We start from the raw sequence: 24,010 nt of genomic DNA, 5'->3' as shown, positions 1-24,010 counted from the left end.
CTCGCTAAAAAGCGTAAGAGGAGAGTGTGATCAACTCTTGTTGATCACCGCAGTTGCTGCCGCCTTGAGCGGATCATTGGCAACCGCTTTAACATCCTTGTTCACTTGCTTGAGCTGATCTTGGGCCTTGTCGGCCTGGCGCTGGGTCGATTTAACGTCATCACGGGCACCTTGCACGCTGTCGTTTGCCTTGTCACGCAAATCGGCGGTGCCATTTTTCAGCTCATCCTTCGCCTTCTCTTTCTGCTGACGCATCAGCATCTCGGTATCACAACGCCCCTTGACGCCAACGGAGGCACCCATCGCCTCGTTCTTCAGCGCTTTGTCCAGATTACAATCCGGCTGCAGCACTGACTTGGCCTGCACACCGACCGACAACAACCCGAGGGAAAGAGAGAGAACCAATGCTCGCATCACGCTTATTACTCCACGACTCAAAAGAAACGCCGCAGCATAGCGTCCCGTACCGGGATCACAAGCCTTATTGTGCCGATAGCCCCCGGGCGACCGGATAATCGTCCATATCCGTCACACCTTGTCGAAGAAGTTACCGAAAAAGCCCCCCTCCCCAGTCATAAAACCATCATAAAAGTGTCACTTTGTCATATTTCTGTCATTTACCACTGCTTAAATGCGCGGGTCATCAACTACCCAAGACGGAACGACCGTCCCAAGAGGCTTTATGCAACACCATCACGCTTTGTCACAGCCGCCCGCGACCCGCGCCCTGTTCAACTGGATGAGTGTCATCGTACTGGTCTACCTGATCCTGGTAGCCGTGGGCGCCATCTCCCACGGTTTCAAAAATTTCTCCGGCGGCGCCGAGGGCGCAGCCCAGATCTTCGCCTTTGCCAACAACCCCTTTGTCGCCCTGCTGCTCGGCATTCTGGCCACCGCGCTGGTGCAATCCTCCAGCACCGTCACCTCGGTGATCGTCGGTCTGGTGGCCGGCGGCCTGCCCATCGGCATGGCCATCCCCATGGTGATGGGTGCCAACCTCGGAACCACCATCACCAACACTATCGTCTCCATGGGTCATATCCGGGATCGCGACGAGTTCCGCCGCGCCTTCGCCGCCGCCACCGTACACGATTTCTTCAACCTGCTGGCGGTGTTCATCTTCCTGCCGCTGGAGCTGATGTTCGGTCTGCTGCAACGCAGCGCCGAGTGGCTGGCCAACCTGCTGGTAGGCTCCGCCAACATGTCGATGAAGGGGATGGATTTCATGAAGCCGCTGACCGCACCGGCCCAGCAGCTGATCGACAGCGCCGTCGCCTTCCTGCCGGGCAAGAGTGCCGCCATCGCCACCATCGTCATCGGTATCCTGCTGATCCTCGCCTGCGTCACTTGGCTCGGCAAAGTGCTGCAGCAAGTGCTGGTTGGCCGTGCCAAAGAGCTGTTGCACAAGGCGCTGGGCCGTGGCCCGCTGACTGGCATCACCTCGGGTGCGCTGGTGACCATCATGGTGCAGTCCTCCTCCACCACCACCAGCCTGATGATCCCGCTGGCTGGCGGCGGCGTGTTCAGCACCCGCCAGCTCTACCCCTTCACTTTGGGGGCCAATATCGGCACCACCATCACCGCCCTGCTGGCTGCCACCGCCATCAGTGGAGCCGGAGCCCAGCTGGCCCTGACCATAGCGCTGGTACACGTGCTGTTCAACGTCTTCGCCGTGGTGCTCATCTATGGCATCCCCTTGCTGCGTGACCTGCCGGTGCGCGCCGCCGAGGGGCTGGCCCGGGTAGGCAGCGAGAACAAGCTGCTGGCACTGGGTTATGTGGCGGGTCTCTTCTTCGCCCTGCCCGCCCTGATGATGGTGGCCGCCAAGTAAGCGCTGGCGCCATGACAAGGGGCGAGTCACCGACTCGCCCCTTTTTACGTCTGCGTCACCCTGCTTTGCTTGCCCGGTCACATCCTCCCGCCCTGTGGCTCGCCATCAGGGGCGGTGCGCGATAAGATGGCGCCTTCATTGCACTTTTTACATTTCATGGAACAGGAAAAACCGATGAAATTCATACTGATCGCGCTGCTCATTGCCGGTGCGGCCTACTACTTCTACTCCAGCAGCAACAACAAAAAGCTGGCGGCCGACAACGTGCGGATTGGCGCCGAGTTCCTCGCCAGCAACAAGGAGAAACCGCTGGTGACCACCACTGCCTCCGGCCTGCAGTACGAAGTGCTGATCCCGGGTACCGGCACCGTTCACCCCACCGCCACCAGCAAGGTCAAGGTGCACTACGAGGGCAAGCTGCTGGACGGCACCGTCTTTGACAGCTCGGTCGCCCGTGGCGAGCCCATTGAGTTTGGCCTCAATCAGGTGATCAAGGGCTGGACCGAAGGGGTACAGCTGATGGTGGAAGGTGAGAAGACCCGTTTCTACATCCCCGCCGACCTCGCCTACGGCGACCGCGCCGCTGGCAAAATCCCGCCGGGATCTGTGCTGATCTTTGACGTAGAGCTGTTAGGGATCCAGTAACCGCGCAGGACGCTCCAGTGGCAATATCCCACTGAGCGCCTGTGCTGATCTTTGACGTGACGCTGCTGGGCATCCAGTAAGAGCACCATCAACAACAAGGCCAGCATCATGCTGGCCTTGTTGTTATGGGAACCTCACTCCCCCTTGGCAATCCCTTCCCGACGCGGATCCGCTGCGCCAAACCAGCCACCAGCGTTGCGCTCAACCCCCTGCAAGCCGGAGGTCTGCTCGTTCAGCACCACCTCGTGCCCCCTGGCCTTCAATCCCTCGACCACCGACATGGGAGTGAGTCCCGCCTCCAGCTCGGTGGGGCCGTTGCGACTGCCGAAGTTGGGCAGGTTGATAGCCTGTTGCAGGTTCAAGCCCCAATCTTGAGTGCCGAGCAGGGTCTTGCCCACGTAGTTGATGATGGCGGAGCCCCCCGGCGAGCCCAGCGTCATGGTCAGCTCGCCGCTTGGCTTGTCAAACACCAGCAGCGGCGACATGGAGGAGCGGGGCCGCTTGCCCGGCTCTACCCGGTTTGCCACCGGCAGACCGGCAGCGTCCACCGAGGTGAAGGAAAAATCGGTGAGCTGGTTATTGAGCAGGTAACCGTTGACCATCTGGCGTGAACCAAAACCATCCTCGATGGAGCTGGTCATGGAGATAGCCATCCCCGCCTTGTCGACGATCGAGACATGGCTGGTGGAGGGGAGTTCCGGGGTCGCATCCTTTCCGCGCGCCAGCGCCAGTGGCGGCGTACCGGGCTTGGCAATCCCCATGGAGTGCTTACTGATAAGCTTGCCGCGCTCGGCCAGATAGCCCTTATCCAGCAGCCCCTTCACCGGCACGCTGACCATATCGCTGTCGGCGACGTACTGGTTGCGATCGGCGAAGGCCAGACGCGCCGCTTCGCTGTAGAGGTGGATAGCCTCACTGGAGGCTGCCAGTCCCCCCTCCTTGGTGGTGATCGGCTTGAGGGCCGCCATATCGCGGCTCTCCAGCATGCCGAAGATCTGGCCGAGTGCCAGGGTGCCGGATGAAGGGGTTGGGAAACCGCAGATCTCGCTCTGGCGATAGTCAAAGCAGAGGCCGTCCCGCAGTTTGGCCTGATAGCTGGCCAGATCGGTGGCTGCCAGTACCCCGGGATTGGTGGGATGCTGACGCACCTTGGCCACCATGGCATCCGCCAGCGGCCCCTGATAGAAGGCATCCGCCCCCTCTGTGGCCAGAGTGCGCAACACCTTGGCCAGCGCCGGGTTGGTCAGCCGGGTGCCTGCCGTTTTGGGGCTGCCATCAGCCTGATAGAAATAGGCGCGCGCATCCGGGTCACGAGCCAGATAGGGATCCTTGGCCAGCAATGTGGCCAGCCGGGGACTTATCACAAATCCTTGTTCTGCCAGGGTGATGGCGGGCTGAAACAGCGCAGCCCAGGGCAGCTTGCCATAACGCTGATGGGCCAGCGCCAGGGCGCGCAGGGTGCCGGGAACGCCGACCGAGCGGCCACCCACCACCCCGTCATAAAACGCCAGCGGCTTGCCATCTTGCATAAACAGCTGGTCGTTAGCGGCGGCCGGCGCCGTCTCGCGGCCATCCACCGCGCTCACCTTGCGGCCATCCCACACCAGCAGCAGTGAACCGCCACCGATCCCGGAGGATTGCGGTTCTACCAACGTCAATACCAGCTGCACCGCAATGGCGGCATCGACGGCACTGCCACCCGCCTTGATGATCTGGTAGCCCGCATCCACCGCCAGCGGGTTGGCCGCCGCCACCATGAAATCATGACCCTGCCAGCCCTGTTTGTCGGTCCAGCCACTGGCGGCTTCGGGCGCGATCAGGGCCTGGGGTGGCGGGGCGTAGTGAAAGCCGTTGTCACTGGCACAACCGGCCAGCAGGGTAAGGGCGACAGCCAGCCCCAGAGGTTTGAGCAACATGACACTCTCCTTGTCTGTTTTATGACCATGAAGAGGGACTATGTCACGATTGACGCCAGTTGCTCAAGTTAATGAACAAGATCAATATCTTAGTCATTTATCAATAATGGTTATCCGCCATAGACATAAAAAAACCGCCCGAAGGCGGTTTTTACAATGGGATAGCTGAGGCTAAACAGCCGCCAGTCCGGTTAGATGGACTGCTCTTCGCCACCCAACACGGCAAACAGCGCCGGGATAAACTGGGCCAGCTCGGAGGTGACCAGCGCGAAGTCCGCATCCAGACGGGCGGCCGGATCTTCGCTGGTGACATCGTCGTTCTGCTCGCGCAGCTCTTCGCTGAATTTCAGGCGCTTGATGGAGAGATCATCCCCCAGCACAAAGCTGATGGTCTCGCCCCAGTTGAGGGCCAGCTTGGTCACCAATTTGTCGTTGGCCAGGTGGTTTTTGATCTCTTCACTCATCAGATCCTGCTGCTTGCAACGAATGATGCCGCCGTGCTCCATGGCACTGCGCAGCTCGGCTTCGTCTTCCAGCGTGAAAGTAGATGGCAGGTTACCCTCGTTCAGCCACTCGGTCATGGTGATCTCGGGCGGGTTCTTGAGGGCCACCGGTACCACCGGCAGGGAGCCGATGGATTTGCGCAGCAGCGCCAGCAGATCATCTGCCTTCTTGGCAGAACCTGCATCTACCACCATCAAATTGTCGGCCGGATTGATCCAAGCGAAGGTCTGGCTAGTACGACTGAAGGCACGGGGCAGCAAGGTGTGGAGGATCTCCTCCTTGAGCGCTTCCTTCTCTTTCTTCTTGAGGGCGCGTCCCTGTTCGAACTCGATCGCCTCTACCTTCTCGGCCAGCATCTCCTTGACCACGGTACCGGGCAGCATCTTCTCCTCTTTGCGGGCGCAGAGCAGTATGTGGCCGGAGGCAGAGTGGGTCAGGGTTGAGCCGAATTTGCCAAGGGGCTTGACCCACCCGAAACGGGAGATGTCCTGACTGCCGCAAGGGGTGAAGGCACAGGCTTCCAGCTGGGTTTCCAGCTGATCCACGGTCAGGTCAAAGGGGCGGGTAAAGCGATAAATCTGCAGGTTTTTAAACCACATGGCGTCCTCGGTCTCTAGATTGTCCGGCGGGCATTGTACTAGAGAGGCGCTTTGTGATCAGCCAATCATTCTCGCTAAATAAAGGGCGATCGACCTCACAGGGTCTCATTTATATCACCTGAGCGGTCACCAAGTTCCCCTAGACTGCGAGTTGTGCAAGTTGTTAACAAGGATGAAATTATGTTACGGCCCAGTCGCCCGGAAGACATGGAAGAGATCGTCGAAATCTGGTTGCTGGCCTCCCTGCAGGCCCACGATTTCGTCGATGCCTCCTGCTGGTGGCGGGCTCAGGAGGATCTGCGCATTCGCTACCTTGATCGCGCTGCCATCTGGGTATTCGAGGAGCGCGGCGACCTGCTCGGTTTCATGGCGCTGGTGGACAACTACCTCGCAGCCCTGTTCGTGCGCCCCGATCGCCAGGGTCGTGGCGTCGGCCATGCCCTGCTGCAAGAGGCCAAGCGTCAGGGGGCGTCGCTCCACGCCCGGGTCTTTGTCGAGAACGATCAGGCGGTGCGTTTCTATCGCCGCCACGGCTTCGTTATCGAGGCCGAGGAGTCCGATCCCCTCACCGGCCACCCCCAATACAGGATGTGCTGCGAACCAGCCTGAATCGATGCCAGCCCCCTGTTTTACTTGAAAAAAGCACGGGACATCCTCATCTTGTCTCCATCGGGTGCCACTGGCACCGTCCCTGCAACCGAGCAGCTTTCCAATGAAAATCCTCCATACCGCCGACTGGCACCTTGGCCATCAACTCCATGGTCACGACCGCCGTTTTGAACACGATGCCTTTCTCGACTGGCTGAGCGACACCCTCAAGGCGCGCGAGATCGACGCCCTGCTGGTGGCGGGCGATCTGTTTGATACCGCCAATCCCCCCGCCAGCGCCTGGCAACAGCTCTACCGTTTTCTGGCCAGACTGCGCGCCGAGATGCCCCACCTCAACATGGTGCTGATCGGCGGCAACCACGACTCCCCCTCCAAGCTCGATGCCCCCCACGAGCTGCTGCGCGCCTTTGACCTGCATCTGGTGGGCAGCATCAGCCGCGACAGCAAGGGCAACCTCGAGACCGACCGCCTGCTGGTACCGCTGCAAGACAAAGAAGGCAAGCTGGCCGCCTGGTGCGCCGCCGTGCCGTTCCTGCGCAGCAGCGACTTGCGGGTGGAGCCGTTGGCAGAGGGGCAGGACAGGCTGATCGAAGGGGTACGGCAGGTCTATGCCGAAGTCTTGGCCGAAGGGCGCGCCCGCTGCGGGCAAGATCTGCCACTGATCGCCATGGGCCACGCCTATCTGGCGGCAGGCCAGCTCTCGGAGCTGTCGGAGCGGCGGGTGCTCGGTGGCAACCAGCACGCCCTGCCTGCTGATCTCTTCGCCGCGGCTGACTACACGGCGCTCGGTCACCTCCATCTGGCCCAGAGTCCGGCCGAGGGGGTGCACTACAGCGGCTCGCCGCTGCCGCTGTCGCTGGCCGAAGCGAACTACAACCATCAGGTGCTGGAAGTGACCTTTGCAGGGGGCAAGCTCACCACGGTGGCATCCATTCCAGTGCCACGCGCGGTGGAGATGATCCGCCTACCCCAGAGCACCCTCGACGATGCGCTCAACGCCATCGCATCGCTCGAGCTGCCTGCTTGTCCACAAGAGGCACAACCCTTCCTCGAAGTGCGGCTGCTGCTGCCCAAGCCCGAGGCCCGCATCCGCGAGCGCATCCTGGCGGCCATTGCAGACAAACCGCTGCGCCTCGCCCGCATCAGCACCCAGTATCAGGGCTCGGGGGAAGGGCTGGCCGATGGCCGCGAGCAACGCAGGCTCGATGAACTCTCCCCCACCGAGGTGTTTCGCCTCTGCTATCAGCGCCAGTTCGAGGGGGAGCCCGAGGCTGGGCTGATTGCCTCGTTTGAAGAGATCCTGGAGCAGGTGAAGGAGTCAAACCAATGAAAATCTTGTCTCTGTCAGGTGAGAATCTGGCCAGTCTGACCGACCCCTTCAGCATCGACTTTACCCAGGGGGCGCTCGGCGCTGCAGGCCTGTTTGCCATCACCGGCAATACCGGTGCGGGCAAGAGCACATTGCTCGACGCCATTTGTCTGGCCCTCTACGACGAGATGCCGCGCTTTATCGCCAATCGCAAGAATGTGGCCGAAGTGGGCCGCATGGATGATGAGGAGAAACTCAAGGCCAACGACGTGCGCGGCATCCTCAGTCGAGGTCACGCCAGCGGCTTTGCCGAGGTGCAGTTTCGTGGCTGCGATGGCCGCATCTGGCTGGCCCGCTGGGCGGTGCGCCGGGCGCGAAACCGCTCGGAGGGGCGTTTTCAGGCGCAGGAGCGAACCCTGACCGATGTGGAGTCAGGGCAGGTTTTCTCCGGCAGCAAGCGGGAGCTGCAGGATCGCATCGACGAGCTGGTGGGTCTCTCCTGGGAGCAGTTCCGCCGCGCGGTGATCCTGCCGCAGGGGGAGTTCGCCGCCTTCCTCAAATCGGATGCCAACGAGCGCTCCGCCCTGCTCGAACGGATGACCGGCACCGAACTCTACTCTGCCATCTCCATCCAGACCCATGAGCGGGCGCGCGAAGAGCAGCAAAAACTGGCCACCATTGCCCAGCGCCTCGGCGACGTGGCGCTGATGGATGAGGCCACCCGCGAACAGTGGGTGAGCCAGCAGGTGAGCCTCTCCACCACCCTCAAGCACGAGCAGCAGCAACAGCAGCTGATGCAGGACTTGCGCGACCTCAACAGCCGGATTGCCGCCCAGATGCAGGGCTGCGCCGAGGGACAGGCGGCACTCGATGCCGCCCTGCAGGCTCACGGCGCCGCCGCCTCCGAGCGCGACGAGTTTGCCCGTGCCGAGCAGGCCCAGGTGGCCCGCGCCGATCACGACGAGCTGGCCCGCCTCACCCTGGAAGTGCAGCAGCAGGAGAAGGTGATCGCCGAACTGGGGCCGGAGCTGGCCAAACTCGAGGAGCAGACCCAGCAGAGCGCCCTCACCGAGCAACAGTTGCTGGCGGAGAAGATCGCCGCCGAGCGGGAGTGGGGCGCCCTGCAACCCGAACTCAAACGGGCACAGGAGCTCGATACCCGCATCCGGGAAAAAGTGCAGCAGTTGCAGAAGATCCAGCAGGAGGGGGCGCAGGAGCGGGAAGTCCAGCTCACCCTCGAGCAGGGCTGGCACGAGCAGAGCAAACAGGTAGAACTGCTCAAGCAGCAGCACCAGAAGTGGGGGCTCTGGCTCGAAGAGCACAAGGGGCTGGCCCCGGTGGCCCGCCAGTGGCAGCCCCTGCTCACCGCCGTGCAGGATTGGGCCAAGGATGCCGACAAGCTGCAACAGCTGCTCACCCTGCGGGATCACCAGCTGCGCGCCCTGCAACAGTTGCAGCGCCAGCTGGAACAGGGCCAGCAGAAGCGCGACTACTGGCAACAGGAGCAGGCGCGGCTGCAACAGCAACAAAACGAGCTGCAGGAGCAGCAGTGGGAGAGCCGCCTCGCCACAGCACAGGAGCAGTGGCAACAGCAGACCGAGCAGCTGGGCCAACTGCGCCAACTGCTGGAGCTGGCCGATTATGGCCGCAACCACGGCGAGCAGCACGGTCGCCTGCAGCAGGAGATTGCCCAGCTGGAGCAGGCGCTCAGCAAACTCGCCACCCTCAGCGAAGAGCTGGCGCCAGCCCGCGAGCGGCTCGCCCTGCAGCGGGACGAGGCGCGCCACGCGCTGGAGCAGTCCCGCGCCATCGCCAGCTTCGAGCAGTATCGCCACATCCTGAGCGATGACGAACCTTGCCCGCTGTGCGGCGCCAAGGAGCATCCCTACAGCCAGAGCCAGCCGCAAGTAGCAGGCATTCTGGGCCAACTGGCGGAGCGGGCCCGCAGCCTCGAGCTGGAGTGGGAGCGGCTCAACCATCAATACATTCAGTGCGAGAGCGAGCGTCAGGAGCTGGCCCGCCAGCTGGCGGTGCGTCAACAACATCTGCCGGAACTGGAGGCACGCGCCGAGCAGCTGACCCAACGCTGGCAACAGCTGGGGGGCGATACCCTGCTGGGTCATCCGCTGCCACTGCGCCAAAGTCCGATAGAGTGGAACGAGCTGATGAGCACCCTGCTCGGCCGTGGCCAGGCGCTGGAGCAGGGGCTGGCCCAAAGCCAGCAGCAGCTGCGTCAAGCCCAGCTCGGTCAACAGCAGTTGCAAGGGGTGCGTCAGCAACTGAGCCAGTTGGCGGCCCAGCACCAGCAGTTTGACCAACAGTGGCAGGAGGCCGATCGCCAGCGCATCACGCTGGAAGGGGAAGTGAAGGCAATGGGCGAACAGGAAACGACCCTGCGCCAACGCCTTGAGCAAGGCGCCCACCGCCTCGACGAGCAGATGGGCGGCCAACCGTGGCGCCAATGGCTCGGCAGCCAGCAGTGGCACGAGTGGCAGCGAACCTGCGAAGCCTGGCTGCACGGTCAGAGCGAGTGGGAGCGGCTGGCCAGCGAGATCGCCAGCCTCACCCCGGCCCTGAGCGCACAGGAGGCGCGTCTGCAGACCCAGCGCGAACTGCTGCACAAACTCGAGCGGGACTACAAGGAGCATGATCAGCAGCGGCAGGGGCTGCTCACCAGCCGCAGCGGTTGTCTCGGTGGCGAGGAGATCCCACTGGTCGAGAGCCGCTGGCAACAGCGACTGCAACAGCTCGCCAGCGAACTGGATCTGATGCAGAGCGGCGCCCGCGTTGTGCGGGAGCGGCAGACCGAGCTCAAGACCCGCCTCACCCATGTGGAGCAGGAAAAGCAGACCAGCAGCCGCCGCAAGCGGGAGGTGCTGGGGCGCTGGGCTGCCCATGCCAGCACCCTTGGCATCAATGAGTACGATCTGCGCCGCCTGCTCGCCATCAGCCCTGATGAGCTCAAGGCACGCCGCACCGCCCTGCAAGGGCTGGAAGATGCCCTTGGCGAGGCGCGTACCCGTCTTGCCGAGCGGCAACGGGCGCTGGCGATGGAGGAGAGCAAGCGGGATCGCTATCGGGAGCACCATCCCGAGCTGGCCGCCCTGCCAGATACAGAACTGAGCGAGCAGCTGGCGGCACTCGATGCACGTTGCCGCGCCCTTGAAGAGCAGCTGTTCGAGTGCAAGAGCAAGCTGGCGCAAGCCGAAGCCGCCGCCCTCAAGGCAGGCAGCCTGCAACAGGAGTTGGCCGCCCAGCAGGCGGTGGCCGACCACTGGCAGCAGCTATGCGATCTGATCGGGCAGGCCAACGGCGCCAAGTTCCGCACCTTCGCCCAGAGCCTCACCCTCGAGCGCCTGCTGCTGGAGGCCAACGCCCAGCTCGCCGAGCTGTCGCCGCGCTACCGGCTGGAGCGGGTGCCCGGCACCGATCTGGCGCTGCAGGTGGTGGATCTCGACATGGGGGACGAGGTGCGCTCGGTGGACTCCCTCTCCGGCGGCGAGAGTTTTCTGGTGTCGCTGGCGCTGGCGCTGGCCCTCTCCAGCCTCTCGTCGCGCCAGACCCAGGTCGAGTCGCTGTTTATCGACGAAGGATTCGGCACCCTGGATCCGGACAGTCTGGATCTGGCGCTCTCCAGCCTCGACTCCCTGCAGGCTGCCGGACGCCAGATCGGGGTCATCTCCCACGTCCAGACTCTGGTGGAGCGGATCGGCGTGCAGATACGAGTCGAAGCCCTCGGCGGCGGCGAAAGCCAGGTGCGGGTCCCCTGAGTTCCATCGACTCAATCCCCACGCCATAAACAACAAGACCCCGCCAATTGGCGGGGTCTTGTTGAGAGGCTATCAGCCGAAGCGGTAGGCGCCCATATAGAGGCTGCCGCCATCCCAGCTCTGGTGCAGCCGGGTTGGCGCCACGCCATCAGCCGCCCCCAGCGCCACAAAGAGCGGGCGCAGGTGGTCGTCGTGGGGATGAGACTCCACCGCCCCGGGGGCCCGCTGGCGATAGTCGAGCAGCGCCAGTTGATCCTCCTCGGCCATCTTCTGCTCCAGCCAGCCGACAAACTGGCTGGCCCACTCTGGCACCGGCGAACCTTCCGGCCCCAACGCCCGCAGGTTGTGGGTGATGGCGCCAGAGGCGAGGATGCCAATCCCCTGACTGCGCAGCGCCCCCAGCACCTCCCCCAGCTGCCACAACTGGGCCGGAGTGAAACTGGCGGGGATGGAGATCTGCACCAACGGGATCTCGCTGGCGGGATCGATCAGAGAGAGCGGCGACCAGACCCCGTGATCCAGCTCGCGCCGCACCGGGGTGGCGGTCAGTCCGGCCAGCGCCAGTTGGTCGCTCACCCCCTGCTGCAACCACGCCGGGCTGCTGGCAGGCCAGCGCATCCGGTAGAGGGGCTCGGGAAAGCCGTAGAAGTCGTACATCAGCGCCGGTTTGGGCTCGATGTTGATCTGCAACTCGCGGCTGAACCAGTGGGCGGAGATGACCACCAGCCCCTTGAGCTCACCCAAACGCAGGGTACGCAGAAAACGGGTGGCGGGTTGCTCACGCAGCACCAGATCTGGTGCGCCGTGAGAGATAAACCAGACGGGGGCGAGAGACATAAAGCGAGCTCCAACAAGGTATCAGGGGGCGATACCGGAGGGGATATCGCTGTTGGAATCGATTATCACCCTGCCACTTAAGGTGAACAATCCAGCAAGATAGATAAGCACTATCAACCAATGGTTGATAATTTCACCCCTTCACGACCGGGAAGCGGCAATAGCTATCAAGGCTGCGGCGCGTCCAGCTGCGGTCGGGAAGCGCGAAGCGCCATCCGGGTCGCGGCGCCATGATCCTGCCATTCGCGCCACGCCAGCCCCTCGGCGGCAGCCTCCCCTTTCACCGGATGGGCGAAGATCGCCAGCAAACGAGGGTTGTCAGGCCAGCAGCGGGCTGGCAGTACCTGAACCAGCAGCAGGGCGGTGCCCAGCAACAGCAGGGCCAATCCGGTTTCATGGCTGTTTTTCATCCCGACCTCCTTCACCTGCACGCCAATGAACTAACATTTTTGCGCAAGCTGGTGACAAGACGGTGACAGTGGGCGGGTGGTCATTTTACAACATCTGAACCTCAACCGGGCCAAACCACCACAGGTGGTAACATTCGTGTCCCGTCAGTCCGGATCAGTGGCCGTATATCCTAAATAGTGACCGATAGGAAAACGTTATCCCTTAAAAGAAAACGTTATCTGGTCAAAACGTTGTTTCTGGATCATAAAAAGATTCCAAAAACTGGTGTATATTGCTCGGCGGAAATTCCTTAACCATGAAGATTGACATGAAAAAGACCAAAATCGTCTGCACCATCGGTCCTAAGACCGAATCCAAAGAAATGCTGGCCAAAATGCTGGATGCCGGCATGAACGTCATGCGCCTGAACTTCTCCCACGGTGACTACGCCGAACACGGCGGTCGTATCAGCAACCTGCGCGCAGTGATGGCCGAAACCGGCACCCACGCAGCTATCCTGCTGGACACCAAAGGTCCGGAAATCCGTACCATCAAGCTGGAAGGCGGCAATGACGTCGCGCTGGTCGCTGGCCAGACTTTCACCTTCACCACCGACCAGACTGTGGTTGGTAACAAAGACAAAGTAGCTGTGACCTATGCCGGTTTCGCCAACGACCTGCGCGTCGGCAACCGCATCCTGGTTGATGACGGCCTGATCGGTCTGGACGTTATCGAAATCACCGAGCGCGAAGTTATCTGTAAAGTGCTGAACAACGGTGATCTGGGCGAGAACAAAGGCGTTAACCTGCCGGGCGTCTCCATCAAGCTGCCGGCCCTGGCCGAGAAAGACAAGCGCGACCTGATCTTCGGTTGCGAGCAAGGCGTTGATTTCGTTGCAGCTTCCTTCATCCGTAAGAAAGAAGACGTACTGGAAATCCGTGAGCACCTGAAAGCCCACGGTGGCGAGAACATCCAGATCATCTCCAAAATCGAAAACCAGGAAGGCCTGGACAACTTCGACGAGATCCTGGCTGTCTCCGACGGCATCATGGTTGCTCGTGGCGACATGGGTGTAGAAATTCCGGTTGAAGAAGTTATCTTCGCCCAGAAGATGATCATCACCAAGTGCAACAAGGCACGTAAAGTGGTTATCACTGCCACCCAGATGCTGGATTCCATGATCAAGAACCCGCGTCCGACCCGCGCCGAAGCTGGCGACGTGGCTAACGCCGTGCTGGATGGTACCGACGCAGTGATGCTGTCCGGTGAATCTGCCAAGGGTAAGTACCCGCTGGAAGCCGTGACCATCATGGCCACCATCTGCGAGCGTACCGATGCCGTGATGCAATCCAACCTGTCTGCTGCCAATGACAGCAACAAGCTGCGCATCACCGAAGCCGTTTGTAAAGGTGCCGTAGAGACCTCCGAGAAGCTGGACGCCCCGCTGATCGTGGTTGCTACCGAAGGCGGAAAATCTGCCAAAGCCATTCGCAAGTACTTCCCGCAAGCCTGGATCCTGGCCATCACCACCAACAAGAAAACTGCTGCCCAGCTGGTTCTGACCAAGGGTGTGGTTGCTCATGTTGTTGACAGCATCGCTTCTACCGACGATTTCTATCGCATCGGTAAAGAAGCTGCGCTGCAAAGCGGTATGGGCCTGAAGGGTGACGTAGTTGTTATGGTCTCCGGTGCACTGGTACCGAGCGGCACTACCAACACCGCTTCTGTTCACGTTCTTTAATCAGAGCTGAACAACGTGAAAACGGCGCCTTCAGGCGCCGTTTTTTTTATCCCTCCCCCCTGCTTACCTGACAAGCCCGGTGTTAGAATCCACGCCAATTTAATCTATGTGGGAAGTTTCCCGCGCCCCGTGTAATAACCCGGAAGTTATATGCCCTCAATACGCCTCAAAAGAGTCTCAGCCACCCTATTGCCGCTGCTCTGTCTAATCTCCAGTCTCTGCACCCCGCTCGCCATGGCGCAAGATGTGCCCTCTCGAGCCACAGTTCAGCGCACGCTGGACAGTCTGGCGAAAACAGAAACGCCGACGGTCAGCCAGCAAGAGGATCAGAAGTTGCTGACCGCAACCCTCGCCCTGCTCGACAGCATCGACAAGGAAGAGGCCAAAGCTAAAACCCAGGCCCAGCGCATCCGCAGCTTGCCCACCGAGCTCAACGAGATCAGTGCCAAGATCGATGCCCTGACCAAGGGCAAGAGCGTCGAGCAGATCAAGAGCGAATACGCCAGCATGAGTCTGGCGGAGCTCGATAGCCGCCAGCCGGAAGTACTGGCCAATATGCAGGAAGCCCAGGAGGCGCTCGGCGCCATTGGCAGTCAGCTGACCACTCTGCAGACCCTGCCGGAGCGTGCCCAGACCAGCATGAGCCGCGCCTACCAGCGCAGCCAGGAGATCCGTAGCCGTCTCAATGCAGGCGAAACTGTCAGCAGTGCCGAGAAGATGAAGCTGAACGCCGAATCCGCACGGCTGGATCTGCAACTGGCGCTCCTGCAAAAGGATTTGGATAACCGTACCAGCATGCAGGATCTGGCGGTCAAACAGCGCGACTATCAAAGTGCCCGCCTCGCCAGCGAAGAGCAGAAGCTGCAACTGCTGCAGGAGCAGAGCAGTGCCAAGCGCCTTGGCGACACCGAAAAAACGGCCGAACAGACCGGTGAACTGGTCGCCAGCGAAGATAACCCACTGGTGCAAAAAGAGCAGGAACTCAACCACCAGCTGAGTCAGCAGTTAGTCAACGCCACCAGCAACCTCAACTCGCTGGTACAAAAAAACCTGCAAGCCAAGACCTGGTTAGAACGCGGCATCCAGACCGAGCGCAACCTCAATGAACAGGTGCAGATGCTCAAAGGCAATCTGCTGCTCTCTCGTATCCTCTATCAGCTCTACCAGCAACTGGAGGCGGCCCCCGCAATCGCCGTCAAGAATCTGGAAGAGCAGATCGCCGATCTGCATCTGGCGCAGTTTGAATTGAGTCAGCAGCGTGACCAACTGTTCCAGAAGAACCTCTATCTGGACAACCTGATTGCCGGCAGCAAGGATCCGGTCAGCGATGAGGACAAGGCCAGCCTTGCCAAGCTGCTCGATACCCGTATCAACCTGCTGGACCAGCTTAACCGCCAACTCGACAGCCAGCTCACCAACGCCATCAGCCTGCAGCTGACCCAGCAGCAGCTGGCCCGTACCCACGACGCTATCGAGTTTACCCTGCAGCAGCACATCTTCTGGGTAAGCAGCAACAAGCCTATCGACAGCAAGTGGCTTATCAACTGGCCCACCCAGGCTTACAAACAAGCCTCTGACTGGGTGCTCAAGCCCGACTGGAAGCACTGGCGCGCACAGCTGCTGGCGGTCTCCGCACTGGCCTTCCCGCTGTTGCTGATCGGGGGCGTACTGATGTGGAAGCGCCCCATCCTTATCGAACAGCAGAAGCGGATCACCAAAGATCTGGGTCGTTTCCGTCAAGACAGCCAGTGGCACACCCCCAAGGCGCTGCTGTTCACCCTGTTGCATCGCCTGCCGGGCAGCCTGTTCATTCTGGCTGGCGGCCTGTTAGTCACCTACTGCGGTCTGCTCAGCCCGAAACTGACGTTCCAGATCACCCTCAACCTCGCCCTCGGTTATCTGGTATTCAGTGTCTATCTGGCCGTGATGCGTCCGGGCGGCATCGCCGAATCCCACTTCCGGATCCCGAAGGCGGAGTTGCAGGCCACACACACCAGCATGCGCTACCTCTGGCTGCCACTGCTGCCGCTGATCATGCTCGCGACCAAGGCGGTGGTTGAACCCTCGACCCTTGGCAACGACGTGATTGGCCAGGCTATGACCCTCTCCTTGCTTGGACTGGCCGCCTATCTGGTGTTCCCCATCTCCCGCGCCCGCATCAAGGGCGAGGCGAGCATGCAGAAGTCGATCATCGCGATCGCGCTGGCACTGGCACCAGTGGCACTCATCGTGTTGGCGGTGCTTGGTTACTACTACACAGCACTGAAGCTGACCGGTCGCCTGATCGAATCCTTCTACCTGCTGATTACCTGGGGTTTGATCTACCGTACCGCCCTGCGAGGTCTGGAGCTGGCGGCCCGTCGCCTGGCTTATCGCCGTGCAGTCGCCAAACGTGATCACAAGTCTCAGGAAGATGCAGAAGGTGGCGAATCCATTGAAGAACAGCCGATGGATCTGGAGGATGTCAGCCAGCAATCCCTGCGCCTGACCCGTACCGTGCTGCTGGTGATCTTCGGCGTGGCCTTCTACTGGCTCTGGTCTGATCTGGTGGCGGTATTCTCTTACCTCGATAGCATGGTGTTGTGGCACAAGAGCGAAGGAACCGGCGCCAATGCCATCCTCTTCCCGGTTAGCCTCAGTGATGTGCTGATCGGCTTCCTCATGCTCGGTGGTGCCTGGTCACTGGCCCGCAACCTGCCGGGTCTGCTGGAAGTACTGGTGCTTTCACGGTTGCGCCTGGCCCAGGGTACAGCCTACGCCTTCACTACTATGCTCAACTACCTGCTGATTGGGGTGGGCACCCTGACCGCCCTCTCCATGATGGGCGTGCAGTGGGACAAGCTGCAGTGGGTCGCGGGTGGTCTGTCGGTCGGTATCGGTTTCGGTATGAAGGAGATCCTCTCCAACTTCGTCTCCGGCATCATCATCCTGTTTGAACGTCCGGTACGGATCGGTGACACCGTCACTATCGGCTCCTTCTCCGGTACCGTCTCCAAGATCCGTATCCGCGCCACCACCCTGACCGACTTCGACCGCAAAGAGGTGATCATCCCCAACCAGCAGTTGATGACCGAACGACTGATCAACTGGTCCCTCAGTGATACCGTCACCCGGGTTATTGTGCGAGTCGGTGTGGCCTATGGTTCGGATCTCGAGCTGACCCGCACCCTGCTCAAACAGGCTGCGGATGAGAACAGCCGTGTACTGAAAGACCCGTCACCTATCGTCTACTTCCTCACCTTTGGCGCCAGCACCCTGGATCACGAGCTGCGCTTCTTCGTGAGCGAACTGGGGGATCGCAACCCGGCAGTGGACGAGTTGAACCGCAAGATCGATCAGCTGTTCCGCGAGAATGGCATCGAGATCGCCTTCAACCAGATGGATGTCTATATCAAGAACATGCAGGGAGAAGAGCAGAAGGTGGAGTCCAGCTCCACCGCCCTGCCGCCTCCGACTGAAGATGGCAAGCAGCCAGCCTGATAGCCCAGCTGCAATGACTTGATGACAAAAGCCGCTCACCCAAGGTGAGCGGCTTTTTCATGGCTATCTATCAATGACCTGTTGAAAGGCTAATCTTGGCATAACACATCAGTTCTAGGCCTACCATCATGGACATCTCAGCCTTTCAATACCGGTTGCGGGTAGCTGTAGCTACAAAGACCTTTGTAAGCAGAGTTCATCCAAATATGTTCAGGCTGTCTCATCCCCCTGCGAGCACCATCAGACCAATCAGAAAACCCAATCCCGCAGCCGCTATAAATCGGTTTACCACCCCTGGGCTCTGACCTATGGTAAAGCATGCAATATATGCATCAAGGAGCCAGGTTCCCGATGAATGACCTAGAACTGCAGCAGATCCTGTTTCGCTCCTTCGATGTAATACCGCTGCCTATTCTGGTGTCGGAAGCCATTACGCGACCCGATAGCACCTCACCGGACCCGCTTTCGCAACGGCTCCACCGTTTTATCAACAAGGCATTCCTTGAACAGCTGGGTTATGACCTTGCTGATCTGCCGGACATGGCCTCCTGGTTTCGACTCGCCTACCCGGATGAAGGGTATCGTCGCACTATCATAGATGCCTGGCATACCCAGGTGGAGCAGAGCCTGGCTCAAGGGCTGGAAGTCGCCGAAATGCCTGCGCTGATCCGCTGCAAGAACGGTCAGTCCCGTTGGTTTGTCGCCACCGCACAACTGGGGGCGGATGCCATCCCTGATTGCCATATCATCACCTTTCGCGATATCCACGACCTGCAATGCATGGTAGAAGAGGTGAGCCGCCTCTCCTGCACCGATCCCCTTACCGAACTTACCAACCGGCGTGGGGCACAGCAACAGCTGCAAGCTCTCTGGTTGCAGGGCCAGCCCCTCTCGGTAGTACTGGGAGATATCGACCATTTCAAGCAGGTCAACGACCGCTACGGCCATCCTGCAGGCGATGCCGTGCTCTGTGCCGTCGCTCACGCCATGGCCAGCCAACTGCTGCCAAGAGAGAGCCTGGCCCGCTGGGGCGGGGAAGAGTTTTTGCTGATCTTGCCAGGTTGCACCATCGAGCGGGCCGCATTACGTGCCGAGCAGCTGCGACAGCAGGTCTGTGCCACCCGCTTACCGTGGCAAGGGGAGCAGATCTCGATCACCATCAGCTTGGGTTGTGCCAGCATGAAGAGCCAGGAGAGCCTCGACAATCTGCTGATGATGGCCGACCAGGCCCTCTATCAAGCCAAGGCACAGGGGCGTAATAGGGTTGTCATCTCGGCACAATAGAATAGTGACCAGAAGGGGAAGCCGACTCCCGGCCATAAAAAAACCGAAGCACCAGGCTTCGGTTTTTTATTGCAGCAACTGGCTTGCGCCAGCCGGGCATTACTTCTTGATACGGATAACCGGGGTCTCGCCCACAGTCACAGCACCAGTCAGTTTGATCAGCTCTTTGATCTCATCCATGTTGGAGATGACAACCGGCGTCAGGGTAGACTTGGCTTTCGCTTCCAGAATGGCCAGATCGAACTCGATGATGGTGTCGCCACGCTTGACCTGCTGGCCTTCATGAGCGATACGAGTGAAACCTTCACCCTTCAGTTCAACGGTGTCGATACCGAAGTGAACGAACAGCTCGATACCTGAGTCGGATTCCAGAGAGAACGCGTGGTTGGTCTCGAAAATCTTGCCGATGGTACCATCGCACGGAGCAACCATCTTGTTGCCGGTTGGCTTGATGGCAATACCGTCACCCACGATCTTCTCGGCGAAGACAACATCAGGCACATCTTCGATCGGTACGATTTCACCTGACAGCGGGGCATACAGCTCAATGCCACCGGTATCAGAGCTATCATCGGAAACCAATTTCTTCAGTTTATCAAACAGACCCATAGTAAAGCTCCTAGAGATGATTTGTCGCTGCTTGCAGCCGATCTTAGCAGACTGCTTTTTGCTTAATAAAGTTATCTACGCAAGCTTCAATTTCAGCTGCAGTGGCAAAGCTCAGTGCCTGCTCGGCCATTGCCTTAACATCTTCAAAGTTGGTGTTGCGGATAAGCTTCTTGATACGCGGTACAGAGATGGCGCTCATGGAGAACTCATCCAGACCCATACCCAGCAGCAGCAGGGTGGCGCGCTCGTCACCGGCCAGTTCACCACACATACCGGTCCACTTGCCTTCGGCGTGGGACGCATCGATAACCATCTTGATCAGCGTCAGGACGGAGGGCGACAGCGGGTTGTACATGGCGGAAATCATCTCGTTACCACGATCGACAGCCAGAGTGTACTGGGTCAGGTCGTTGGTACCGATACTGAAGAAATCCACTTCCTTGGCCAGATGGTGAGCCATCACGGCCGCAGCCGGGGTCTCGACCATGATACCCACTTCGATGGATTCATCAAAGGCTTTGCCTTCAGCACGCAGTTCGGCTTTCAGCGTCTCTACGGTAGCTTTCAGGCTACGGAACTCTTCGACAGAGATGATCATCGGGAACATGATGCGCAATTTGCCGAAGGCAGAAGCACGCAGAATGGCCCGCAGCTGAGCGTTCATGATGTCTGCGCGGTCAAAGAAGATCCGCACGGCACGCCAGCCCAGGAAAGGGTTCATCTCTTTCGGGAAATTCATGTACGGCAGTTCTTTGTCTCCGCCGATATCCATGGTGCGCACGATGATCGGCTGATCCGGCATCGCTTCGGCCACTTCTTTATAGGCTTTGAACTGCTCGTCTTCGGTCGGCAGCGCATCACGATCCATAAACAGGAACTCGGTACGGTACAGACCTACGCCTTCGGCGCCATTGCGGATGGCACCTTCGGTATCCTTGACGGTACCGATGTTGGCGCACACTTCGACCTGATGACCATCCAGGGTGATGGCAGGCAAGTCTTTCAGCTTGGCCAGCTCATCTTTCTCGGCTTGGAACTGGGCCTGGAACTTCTTGGCCTCGGTCAGCTGTTCAGCGGTCGGATTGACAATAATCTGGTTGTTGATCCCATCAAGGATCAGCAGGTCACCATTGTTGACACGCGCAGTGATGTCGTTGGTGCCCACGATGGCCGGCAGCTCCAGAGAGCGGGCCATGATGGAGGTGTGAGAGGTACGGCCACCGATATCGGTCACAAAGCCCAGCACATATTTCAGATTGATCTGAGCAGTTTCAGACGGGGTCAGGTCTTTGGCGACCAGGATAACCTCTTCGTCGATGGTGCTCAGGTTGACAACGGCGATGCCCAGTACGTTCTTCACCAGACGGGTACCGATGTCACGGAAGTCAGTGGCGCGCTCACGCAGATAAGGGTCATCCAGATCAGCCATCATTTTGGCATACTGTTCGATCACCTCATAAACGGCTTTGTCAGCGGAAGCCTTGTTGTCTTTGATGAAGGATCTGATATCCCCTTCCAGCTCCTCATCTTCGAGCAGCATGATGTGGCCTTCGAAGATGGCCTCTTTTTCCTCACCGAAGGTGCGACCGGCCATGGTTTTGATGGCTTCCAGCTGAGCAGCTGACTTGGTACGAGCTTCGAGGAAACGGTTGATTTCGACATCAATCTGCTCGGCAGAAATTTTGCCCTGATTGATAACGATTTCATCTTCTTTAAGAAGAAGCGCCTTACCGAATGCGATACCGGGGGACGCAAGAATGCCAGATATCATAATCCTTCCTATTAAAACGACTGTGGGGGAGGAATAAAGCTGGATTACTCCAGCTCGTCCATCAGGGCAACCAGCTTCTCAACAGCTTGTTGAGCGTCCGGACCATCGGCCTGGATGGTCACGTTGGTGCCCTTGGTCAGGCCCAGGGTCTGCAACTTGAACAGGCTCTTGGCGCTGGCGGACTTGCCACCGGAGACCACAGTGATCTCGCTTTGGAATTCTTTGGCTTCTTTCACGAACTGAGCTGCTGGACGGGTGTGCAGGCCGTTTTCAGCAGTGATAACAACAGACTTCTCGTACATGGTTTCACCCCATATTATTGATATTTTTTGGTGGATTGGTCGGTTTTGAAGCGCCCTGACCCACCGTGTCAGTATGGATATGTTGTAAAGTAACGAAAGCAGACCCGCAATAGCTTAATCCAGGTCAAGTTTCTGTGCAGTAATCGGCGCGCTGGTTGGCAATTTTCAGTTATTGGGCTACAAGCCGCATCAGGACTGGCCTGAAATTATTTTATAACGAAAAATAACACTTTGTTACTTTGTGATACCAAGCCAGCAAACACCGCGTGACGCCGCACAGGATATGAGATTTGCCGCACGATGTCTGCTTTTTTTCTCATGCAGGAACTTGTTATTTTACCCCAAAAAATAAGAAACAAGTGACACTAACTGGCGCTGAGTCTAGCCCATAAAGAAGCGGCGCTCCTGAGAGCGCCGCTTCTTTGACAAAATCCGATCAGTTACTGTTGCAGCTCTTGCTCGCTGAATACCCCGGCAAACAGGGCGCTGGAGAGGTAACGCTCCGCCGCGCTCGGCAGTATCACGACAATCGTTTTTCCTTCGAATTCTGGCAGTTCTGCCAGACGACTGGCCGCCACTACCGCGGCACCCGAGCTGATACCTGCCAGAATGCCCTCTTCCTCCATCAGGCGGCGGGCCATCTCGATGGCTTCGTCGCTGGTGACCTGCTCAACCCGATCAATCAGGGACAGGTCCAGGTTGCCCGGGATAAAGCCGGCGCCGATCCCCTGGATCTTGTGGGGGCCCGGTTTGATCTCTTCACCGGCCAGCTTCTGGCTGATGACCGGCGACTCGGCAGGCTCCACAGCGACAGAGACCACCGCCTTGCCCTGAGTCTGCTTCAGATAACGGGAGACACCGGTAAGGGTGCCACCGGTACCAACTCCGGCCACGAACACATCTACCTCGCCGTCGGTGGCATCCCAGATTTCGGGGCCTGTGGTCTTTTCGTGGATCTCCGGGTTGGCCGGGTTTTCAAACTGTTGCAGCAACACATACTTGCCCGGCTCGGATTCAAGGATCTCGTTGGCCTTGGCAATGGCCCCCTTCATGCCGAGTGGCCCTTCGGTCAGCACCAGATTGGCACCGAGCGCCTTGAGCAGCTTGCGGCGCTCCAGGCTCATGGTGGCTGGCATGGTCAACGTAATGGCATAACCGCGAGCCGCCGCAACAAACGCCAGAGCAATACCGGTATTACCACTGGTGGGCTCGATGATCTCCTTACCCTTGGTCAGGATGCCGCGCTTCTCGGCATCCCAGATCAGGTTGGCACCGATACGGCACTTGACGCTGAAGCTGGGGTTACGGCTCTCGATCTTGGCCAGCACGCGGCCTTTGGTAACACGGTTGAGACGAACCAGCGGGGTGTGACCGATAGTCTGGCTGTTGTCCTCAAAAATTTTGCTCATGGTGCTATCCCTGTGTTTGTTACGACGATGAAACAAGATTACCCTGTGATTTCTGAATGAGAAGTGACTATTCGTTATAACCATATGGTATTACAACATATAGAGCTTATTCTCTCTGGCCCCTGACTCCGGGCGCCAATCGTCAAAGGAACCGACGTTATGGGATTTTCAGGAAGCAGCGATTATCTCGCCTCCGATGCATTGAGGATGGCGGTCAATGCCGCCATCACCCTCGAAAAACCGCTACTGATCAAAGGGGAGCCGGGCACCGGCAAGACGGTGCTGGCAGAAGCGGTCGCCGACCATCTCGGCACAGACCTCATTGCCTGGCATATCAAGTCCACCACCAAGGCCCAGCAGGGGCTCTACGAATACGATGCTGTGGCCCGGCTGCGCGACTCCCAGCTCGGCGACCCTAAAGTGGCCGATATCAGCCACTACATTCGCCAGGGCAAGCTGTGGCAGGCTTTCAGCGCCGAGCAGCGGCCGGTACTGCTGATCGACGAGATCGACAAGGCCGATATCGAATTCCCCAACGATCTGCTGCTGGAGCTGGATCGGATGGAGTTCGATGTCTACGAGACCGGCGAGCGAGTCAAGGCGCGCCAGCGGCCGGTGGTCATCATCACCTCCAACAATGAAAAAGAGCTGCCGGATGCCTTCCTGCGCCGCTGTTTCTTCCACTACATCCGCTTCCCCGACAAGACCGAGATGCAGGCCATCGTCAAACTCCACTACCCCAACCTCAAGGAGAGCCTGCTCGGCGAGGCGATGGATCTCTTCTTCGAGCTGCGCGAGGTAGAGGGGCTGCGCAAGAAGCCCTCCACCTCAGAACTGCTGGACTGGATCCGGCTGCTCTTGGCCGACGATATCGCCCCCGAGGCGATGCGCGCCCGCGAGCCGGGCAAGCTGGTGCCCGCGCTTTACGGCGCCCTGCTCAAGACCGAGCAGGATCTGCATCTATTCGAGAAGCTCGCCTTTTTGGCCCGGCGCGGCAGCTGACC

18 protein-coding genes are annotated in these 24,010 nt (G+C 59.5%); 9 read left to right on the top strand and 9 right to left on the bottom strand.

Annotation, left to right across the window (positions count from 1 at the left end):
* Window positions 1-30: 30 nt before the first annotated feature.
* Window positions 31-414 carry a hypothetical protein gene (locus tag BN1135_RS07995; protein WP_042020211.1) on the bottom strand — a complete coding sequence of 128 codons (384 nt, stop codon included), beginning with the start codon at window positions 412-414 and terminating at the stop codon, window positions 31-33.
* Window positions 415-682: 268 nt separating this feature from the next.
* On the opposite strand from BN1135_RS07995, the gene BN1135_RS07990 reads away from it, so the two are divergent.
* On the top strand, window positions 683-1,831 hold the full coding sequence (locus BN1135_RS07990; RefSeq protein WP_042020210.1) for a sodium:phosphate symporter: 1,149 nt from the start codon (window positions 683-685) through the stop codon (window positions 1,829-1,831).
* 174 nt (window positions 1,832-2,005) lie between these two features.
* Entirely contained in the window at window positions 2,006-2,476 is a 471-nt protein-coding gene (locus tag BN1135_RS07985) for a BamJ family beta-barrel-assembly machinery protein (protein ID WP_042020209.1), read from the top strand.
* A gap of 134 nt (window positions 2,477-2,610) precedes the next feature.
* On the opposite strand, the gene ggt is transcribed toward BN1135_RS07985, so the two are convergent.
* Together ggt and rdgC are read right to left on the bottom strand one after the other, a co-directional pair.
* Entirely contained in the window at window positions 2,611-4,392 is a 1,782-nt protein-coding gene (gene ggt, locus BN1135_RS07980; protein ID WP_042020208.1) for a gamma-glutamyltransferase, read from the bottom strand.
* Between the two features lie 191 nt (window positions 4,393-4,583).
* Window positions 4,584-5,495 (bottom strand): recombination-associated protein RdgC, encoded by a 912-nt coding sequence (rdgC, locus tag BN1135_RS07975; protein ID WP_042020207.1) that lies wholly within the window; start codon window positions 5,493-5,495, stop codon window positions 4,584-4,586.
* A gap of 180 nt (window positions 5,496-5,675) precedes the next feature.
* Between rdgC and BN1135_RS07970 the strand changes: the two genes are divergently transcribed.
* From BN1135_RS07970 to BN1135_RS07960, 3 genes are all read left to right on the top strand, one after another.
* A complete protein-coding gene (locus tag BN1135_RS07970) occupies window positions 5,676-6,104 on the top strand; it encodes a GNAT family N-acetyltransferase (protein WP_042020205.1) in 429 nt (142 codons plus the stop codon).
* Window positions 6,105-6,207: 103 nt separating this feature from the next.
* Entirely contained in the window at window positions 6,208-7,434 is a 1,227-nt protein-coding gene (locus tag BN1135_RS07965) for an exonuclease SbcCD subunit D C-terminal domain-containing protein (RefSeq protein WP_042020203.1), read from the top strand.
* Complete coding sequence (locus BN1135_RS07960; protein ID WP_042020201.1) at window positions 7,431-11,183, top strand: AAA family ATPase; 3,753 nt, start codon at window positions 7,431-7,433, stop codon at window positions 11,181-11,183. The genes BN1135_RS07965 and BN1135_RS07960 overlap by 4 nt, the downstream gene beginning before the upstream one ends.
* A gap of 72 nt (window positions 11,184-11,255) precedes the next feature.
* Here the strand turns inward: BN1135_RS07960 and BN1135_RS07955 are convergent, their stop codons facing one another.
* Window positions 11,256-12,020, bottom strand: a complete 765-nt coding sequence (locus tag BN1135_RS07955) for a DODA-type extradiol aromatic ring-opening family dioxygenase (protein ID WP_042020199.1) — start codon at window positions 12,018-12,020, stop codon at window positions 11,256-11,258.
* A gap of 167 nt (window positions 12,021-12,187) precedes the next feature.
* A complete protein-coding gene (locus BN1135_RS07950; protein ID WP_042020197.1) occupies window positions 12,188-12,430 on the bottom strand; it encodes a hypothetical protein in 243 nt (80 codons plus the stop codon).
* Window positions 12,431-12,738: 308 nt separating this feature from the next.
* Between BN1135_RS07950 and pykF the strand changes: the two genes are divergently transcribed.
* The 3 genes from pykF (at window position 12,739) to BN1135_RS07935 (ending at window position 18,915) form a co-directional block, all read left to right on the top strand.
* Window positions 12,739-14,151 (top strand): pyruvate kinase PykF, encoded by a 1,413-nt coding sequence (pykF, locus tag BN1135_RS07945; protein WP_042020195.1) that lies wholly within the window; start codon window positions 12,739-12,741, stop codon window positions 14,149-14,151.
* Window positions 14,152-14,301: 150 nt separating this feature from the next.
* The gene (mscK, locus tag BN1135_RS07940) at window positions 14,302-17,631 is read left to right on the top strand and encodes a mechanosensitive channel MscK (RefSeq protein ID WP_042020194.1); all 3,330 of its coding nucleotides are present in this window, start codon (window positions 14,302-14,304) and stop codon (window positions 17,629-17,631) included.
* Between the two features lie 351 nt (window positions 17,632-17,982).
* Window positions 17,983-18,915 carry a GGDEF domain-containing protein gene (locus BN1135_RS07935; RefSeq protein WP_042020193.1) on the top strand — a complete coding sequence of 311 codons (933 nt, stop codon included), beginning with the start codon at window positions 17,983-17,985 and terminating at the stop codon, window positions 18,913-18,915.
* A gap of 99 nt (window positions 18,916-19,014) precedes the next feature.
* Here the strand turns inward: BN1135_RS07935 and crr are convergent, their stop codons facing one another.
* From crr to cysK, 4 genes are all read right to left on the bottom strand, one after another.
* Window positions 19,015-19,524, bottom strand: coding sequence for a PTS glucose transporter subunit IIA (gene crr, locus BN1135_RS07930; RefSeq protein WP_042020191.1), 510 nt, complete (start codon window positions 19,522-19,524; stop codon window positions 19,015-19,017).
* 43 nt (window positions 19,525-19,567) lie between these two features.
* A complete protein-coding gene (gene ptsI, locus BN1135_RS07925) occupies window positions 19,568-21,295 on the bottom strand; it encodes a phosphoenolpyruvate-protein phosphotransferase PtsI (protein WP_042020188.1) in 1,728 nt (575 codons plus the stop codon).
* Between the two features lie 44 nt (window positions 21,296-21,339).
* Window positions 21,340-21,597, bottom strand: coding sequence for an HPr family phosphocarrier protein (locus BN1135_RS07920; RefSeq protein ID WP_005338266.1), 258 nt, complete (start codon window positions 21,595-21,597; stop codon window positions 21,340-21,342).
* A 440-nt stretch (window positions 21,598-22,037) separates the two neighbouring features.
* On the bottom strand, window positions 22,038-23,006 hold the full coding sequence (cysK, locus tag BN1135_RS07915; RefSeq protein ID WP_042020187.1) for a cysteine synthase A: 969 nt from the start codon (window positions 23,004-23,006) through the stop codon (window positions 22,038-22,040).
* Window positions 23,007-23,165: 159 nt separating this feature from the next.
* On the opposite strand from cysK, the gene BN1135_RS07910 reads away from it, so the two are divergent.
* Window positions 23,166-24,008 (top strand): AAA family ATPase, encoded by an 843-nt coding sequence (locus BN1135_RS07910; RefSeq protein WP_042020185.1) that lies wholly within the window; start codon window positions 23,166-23,168, stop codon window positions 24,006-24,008.
* The last annotated feature ends 2 nt before the right edge of the window (window positions 24,009-24,010 follow it).

It is taken from the genome of Aeromonas sobria, assembly GCF_000820145.1.
GTDB classification, from domain to species: domain Bacteria; phylum Pseudomonadota; class Gammaproteobacteria; order Enterobacterales; family Aeromonadaceae; genus Aeromonas; species Aeromonas sobria.
This window is presented reverse-complemented; position numbering and strand designations above follow the sequence as displayed.

What these genes read in the sequence shown, in the direction of transcription:
- BN1135_RS07995 (WP_042020211.1), bottom strand. Translation starts at nt 414, where the DNA reads ATGCGAGCATTGGTTCTCTCTCTTTCCCTCGGGTTGTTGTCGGTCGGT.
- BN1135_RS07990 (WP_042020210.1), top strand. Translation starts at nt 683, where the DNA reads ATGCAACACCATCACGCTTTGTCACAGCCGCCCGCGACCCGCGCCCTG.
- BN1135_RS07985 (WP_042020209.1), top strand. Translation starts at nt 2,006, where the DNA reads ATGAAATTCATACTGATCGCGCTGCTCATTGCCGGTGCGGCCTACTAC.
- ggt (WP_042020208.1), bottom strand. Translation starts at nt 4,392, where the DNA reads ATGTTGCTCAAACCTCTGGGGCTGGCTGTCGCCCTTACCCTGCTGGCC.
- rdgC (WP_042020207.1), bottom strand. Translation starts at nt 5,495, where the DNA reads ATGTGGTTTAAAAACCTGCAGATTTATCGCTTTACCCGCCCCTTTGAC.
- BN1135_RS07970 (WP_042020205.1), top strand. Translation starts at nt 5,676, where the DNA reads ATGTTACGGCCCAGTCGCCCGGAAGACATGGAAGAGATCGTCGAAATC.
- BN1135_RS07965 (WP_042020203.1), top strand. Translation starts at nt 6,208, where the DNA reads ATGAAAATCCTCCATACCGCCGACTGGCACCTTGGCCATCAACTCCAT.
- BN1135_RS07960 (WP_042020201.1), top strand. Translation starts at nt 7,431, where the DNA reads ATGAAAATCTTGTCTCTGTCAGGTGAGAATCTGGCCAGTCTGACCGAC.
- BN1135_RS07955 (WP_042020199.1), bottom strand. Translation starts at nt 12,020, where the DNA reads ATGTCTCTCGCCCCCGTCTGGTTTATCTCTCACGGCGCACCAGATCTG.
- BN1135_RS07950 (WP_042020197.1), bottom strand. Translation starts at nt 12,430, where the DNA reads ATGAAAAACAGCCATGAAACCGGATTGGCCCTGCTGTTGCTGGGCACC.
- pykF (WP_042020195.1), top strand. Translation starts at nt 12,739, where the DNA reads ATGAAAAAGACCAAAATCGTCTGCACCATCGGTCCTAAGACCGAATCC.
- mscK (WP_042020194.1), top strand. Translation starts at nt 14,302, where the DNA reads ATGCCCTCAATACGCCTCAAAAGAGTCTCAGCCACCCTATTGCCGCTG.
- BN1135_RS07935 (WP_042020193.1), top strand. Translation starts at nt 17,983, where the DNA reads ATGAATGACCTAGAACTGCAGCAGATCCTGTTTCGCTCCTTCGATGTA.
- crr (WP_042020191.1), bottom strand. Translation starts at nt 19,524, where the DNA reads ATGGGTCTGTTTGATAAACTGAAGAAATTGGTTTCCGATGATAGCTCT.
- ptsI (WP_042020188.1), bottom strand. Translation starts at nt 21,295, where the DNA reads ATGATATCTGGCATTCTTGCGTCCCCCGGTATCGCATTCGGTAAGGCG.
- BN1135_RS07920 (WP_005338266.1), bottom strand. Translation starts at nt 21,597, where the DNA reads ATGTACGAGAAGTCTGTTGTTATCACTGCTGAAAACGGCCTGCACACC.
- cysK (WP_042020187.1), bottom strand. Translation starts at nt 23,006, where the DNA reads ATGAGCAAAATTTTTGAGGACAACAGCCAGACTATCGGTCACACCCCG.
- BN1135_RS07910 (WP_042020185.1), top strand. Translation starts at nt 23,166, where the DNA reads ATGGGATTTTCAGGAAGCAGCGATTATCTCGCCTCCGATGCATTGAGG.